Source organism: Streptomyces sp. NPDC004561, assembly GCF_053602155.1.
This window is the reverse complement of record NZ_JBSGDB010000716.1, coordinates 1-3,296: the sequence shown is the minus strand read 5'-3', so window position 1 is coordinate 3,296 and position 3,296 is coordinate 1. Positions and strand designations below refer to the sequence as shown.

The following is a 3,296-nucleotide window of genomic DNA, read 5'->3' as shown; positions in this document are numbered from 1 at the left end:
CCACAGGGTCCCGTGCCCACCGCGCACGCCCAGGAGGGCCCGGGCGGCCACCAGCCCCCGTACGCCACCCCTGAGGGCGCCTGGCCGCCCCCGCCCCACGGCGCGCCCGGCTACGGCGACGCGGGCAGCGGCGGCGCGGGCGGTGCCGGCTGGGGAGCGTCGTACCAGCAGCCCGCCCCCAAGCCGCGCAACGGACGCGGCGGGCTGGTCGCCGCGGTCCTGGTGGCCGCGCTGGTCGCGGGCGGCCTGGGCGGCGGCATCGGCTACACCCTGGCCAAGGACAACGACAACGGTGGCTCCACCACCGTCTCCGCCTCCGACAACAGCGCCTCGCAGGTCAAGCGCGCGCCCGGCACGATCGCCAACGTGGCCTCCCGGGCGCTGCCCAGCACGGTCACCATCGAGGCCGAGGGCAGCAACGGCGAGGGCGGCACGGGCACCGGGTTCGTCTTCGACACCCAGGGCCACATCGTCACCAACAACCACGTGGTGGCGGACGCGCTCAGCGGTGGCAAGCTGACCGCGACGTTCCCGAACGGCAGGAAGTACGACGCCGAGGTCGTCGGCCACGCCCAGGGCTACGACGTGGCGGTCGTCAAGCTCAAGAACCCCCCGTCCGACCTCAAGCCGCTGGCGCTCGGCGACTCCGACAGGGTGGCCGTCGGCGACGAGACCATCGCCATCGGCGCCCCCTTCGGCCTGTCCAACACGGTGACGACCGGCATCATCAGCGCCAAGAACCGCCCGGTGGCCTCCAGCGACGGCAGCTCCTCGAGCAAGGCGTCGTACATGAGCGCGCTGCAGACCGACGCGTCCATCAACCCGGGCAACTCCGGCGGCCCGCTGCTGGACGCCGCCGGCGCGGTCATCGGCATCAACTCGGCCATCCAGTCCACCAACAGCGGCAGCTTCGGCGGCGGCCAGTCCGGCTCGGTCGGCCTCGGCTTCGCCATCCCGATCAACCAGGCCAAGTACGTCGCCCAGCAGCTGATCAAGACCGGCAAGCCGGTGTACGCCAAGATCGGCGCGTCCGTCTCGCTGGAGGACTCCACCAACGGCGCGAAGATCACCGACCAGGGCGCGGGCGGCTCCTCCGCGGTCGAGTCCGGCGGCCCGGCCGACAAGGCGGGCCTCAAGCCCGGTGACGTGATCACCAAGCTCGACGACTCGGTGGTCGACAGCGGCCCCACGCTGATCGGCGAGATCTGGACCCACAAGCCCGGCGACAAGGTCACGATCACCTACACGCGGGGCGGTCAGGAGCACACGGCCGACCTGACCCTGGGCTCCCGCGTCGGCGACAGCTGACCCCGGCGGGCACGCGAGGTCCGCCCCACAACACCGGGCCCCCGCGGCCGGGCCCGGGCCGGTAATGTGTACCCGCGCTGCCGGTCCACGGCAGCGCGGGGAGGCGTGCCCGAGCGGCCGAAGGGAACGGTCTTGAAAACCGTCGTGGCAGCGATGTCACCGTGGGTTCAAATCCCACCGCCTCCGCGGAGTTCATGAGCCCCACGGCTCGAGAAGGGGTGTCTCGGTTCACGAGGCACCCCTTCTTCGTGCCCCCGCCCGGCCGCTGCAGCCCCCTGGTCCACGCGCGCGGGGACGGGACCGGATGAGCAGGGGCTCACCCCGGGCGGGCAAGTGCGTTCCGGCGGACCGGACTTACGGCTGGTGGCCCGTCATCCGGGCCGCCGAGGCGATCGTCGCTCGGGCCTCGTGTTCGGTGAGGCCGGTGTGGCGGGCCGCCTCGGTGAGGGGGGCGGTCAGGGCCGGGCCGAGGCCGTTCTCGTAGGCGCGGCAGGCGGCCCAGAACAGACGGGTGTTGCGCTGGCCCTCGTGGGCGGTCAGGACGAAGTGGACGAGGCCGCGGCCGTGGTCGCCGGGCGGCTGCGGGACGGGGTGGCCGGTGCGGGGCGGGGGCAGGAGCAGGCGCAGCAGGGCCGGCGGGCAGGTGGCGGGCGGCAGCTGCGCGGTGCCGGGCGCGGTGCCGTAGACCCCGTGGTCGGTGCGGGAGCCGGGGCCCACGAGGTAGCCGCCGGCGCCGCGGATGTCGATGCCGGGGGCGAGGCGGCCTGCCGAGTTCGGTACGGCGACGTCCGGCGGGCCGGTCAGCCACAGGTGGCGGCCGCCGCTCGGGGTGAGGACCACGACCGTCTCGGGGATCGTGAACAGATGGCGCAGGGCCAGCTCGCGCAGGGCGGCGGAGGAGTCCGTGCCGGACTTGGTGTCCAGGTCGACGCCGATCAGGTGGTACGGGGGCAGGCCGCAGGCGATGCCGTAGCCCGTGGCCCAGGGCGCGGCGGCGAACATCTCGCGGATGCGGACCGGGTCGGCCGAGGCGTCGTACACGCCGTGGCCGAAGCGGCCGCACTCGCCGTGGCAGGGCGGTCCGGCGGGCTCGGGGCGGTCGCGGTGGGGGGAGCGCAGGGCCGGGAGCTTCGTCCGGGACAGGGGGATGACGGCCAGACCGCGTTCGGCGGCTGACAGGGCGTGTGCGAGGGCCAGCGTCGTGGCCTGCCGGTCGGTGGTGGCCATGCCTCCATGTTCGTACGCACGTTCGAAAAAGGGAAGCGGGGCAGGGTGGCGACGCGCCGGGTCGGGGAGATTGGCCGGAAATGCACGGGAACGATTCGCCCTTTGTGTCGCTTGGGCGGCGAAGGTCCGCACTGCGCCGTGTCGGGGCTTGAGGTGGCCAAAGGCGGCGTTGGGGGTTTATCGACTTGTCATCACGCTTGCGTGCGAATCACGGCTTCCGGGGTGGTTCGCCGGTGATCCGGTGGGCAACTCTGGAGGCGCGACGTCGTCCACGACAGTCGAGGCGGCCGGCCAACCGCCCTGACACAAGCCGTAGTTCACATACGGGCCCTATGGTCTGAATCCTTGGTTCTGGAGGAACAGCATGGCAAGCATCCGTACCGCCCGCGTTCTCGCCGCCGTCGCCGCGCTCCCGCTGGCAGTCGCCCTCTTCGGCGGCACCGCGGCCGCGGCCAACGGCGCCATCTCGGGCGACGGATCGAACGCGGGCGTGGCGAGCATCGTCGGCAGCGGGGTCGGCCACGACAACAACGGGAACTCGTCCACCACACAGCAGAGCGCGGTCGGCTCCGGTGCCTCGACCCAGAGCAATACCGCCCAGGTGAGGGGTTCCGCGTTCACGGCCATCCAGCAGGGAAACGGGAACGTGGCCGTCCACTTCACCCGTCTGTGGTGAGCCTCGGCCGAGGTCCCTCGCGCTGAGGGCCCTCGGGGGGTGTGCTTCGGGGTCGTAACACGTCCGCGCGGCGGCGGGTCGGAAG

At 72.9% G+C, this 3,296-nt stretch carries 3 protein-coding genes and 1 tRNA gene; 3 read left to right on the top strand and 1 reads right to left on the bottom strand.

Annotated elements, in window-relative coordinates; all coding sequences use genetic code 11:
• Both ACWEN3_RS44150 and ACWEN3_RS44145 read left to right on the top strand, forming a co-directional pair.
• Positions 1 to 1,308, top strand: a 1,308-nt coding sequence (locus tag ACWEN3_RS44150) for a S1C family serine protease (protein ID WP_452983696.1), incomplete at its 5' end; no start/stop codon positions are given.
• Between the two features lie 99 nt (positions 1,309 to 1,407).
• Positions 1,408 to 1,494, top strand: a tRNA-Ser gene (locus ACWEN3_RS44145).
• Positions 1,495 to 1,662: 168 nt separating this feature from the next.
• Here the strand turns inward: ACWEN3_RS44145 and ACWEN3_RS44140 are convergent.
• Positions 1,663 to 2,535, bottom strand: coding sequence for a bifunctional DNA primase/polymerase (locus tag ACWEN3_RS44140; RefSeq protein ID WP_452983693.1), 873 nt, complete (start codon positions 2,533 to 2,535; stop codon positions 1,663 to 1,665).
• A 364-nt stretch (positions 2,536 to 2,899) separates the two neighbouring features.
• On the opposite strand from ACWEN3_RS44140, the gene ACWEN3_RS44135 reads away from it, so the two are divergent.
• The gene (locus tag ACWEN3_RS44135) at positions 2,900 to 3,211 is read left to right on the top strand and encodes a hypothetical protein (protein ID WP_452983690.1); all 312 of its coding nucleotides are present in this window, start codon (positions 2,900 to 2,902) and stop codon (positions 3,209 to 3,211) included.
• Positions 3,212 to 3,296: the final 85 nt, after the last annotated feature.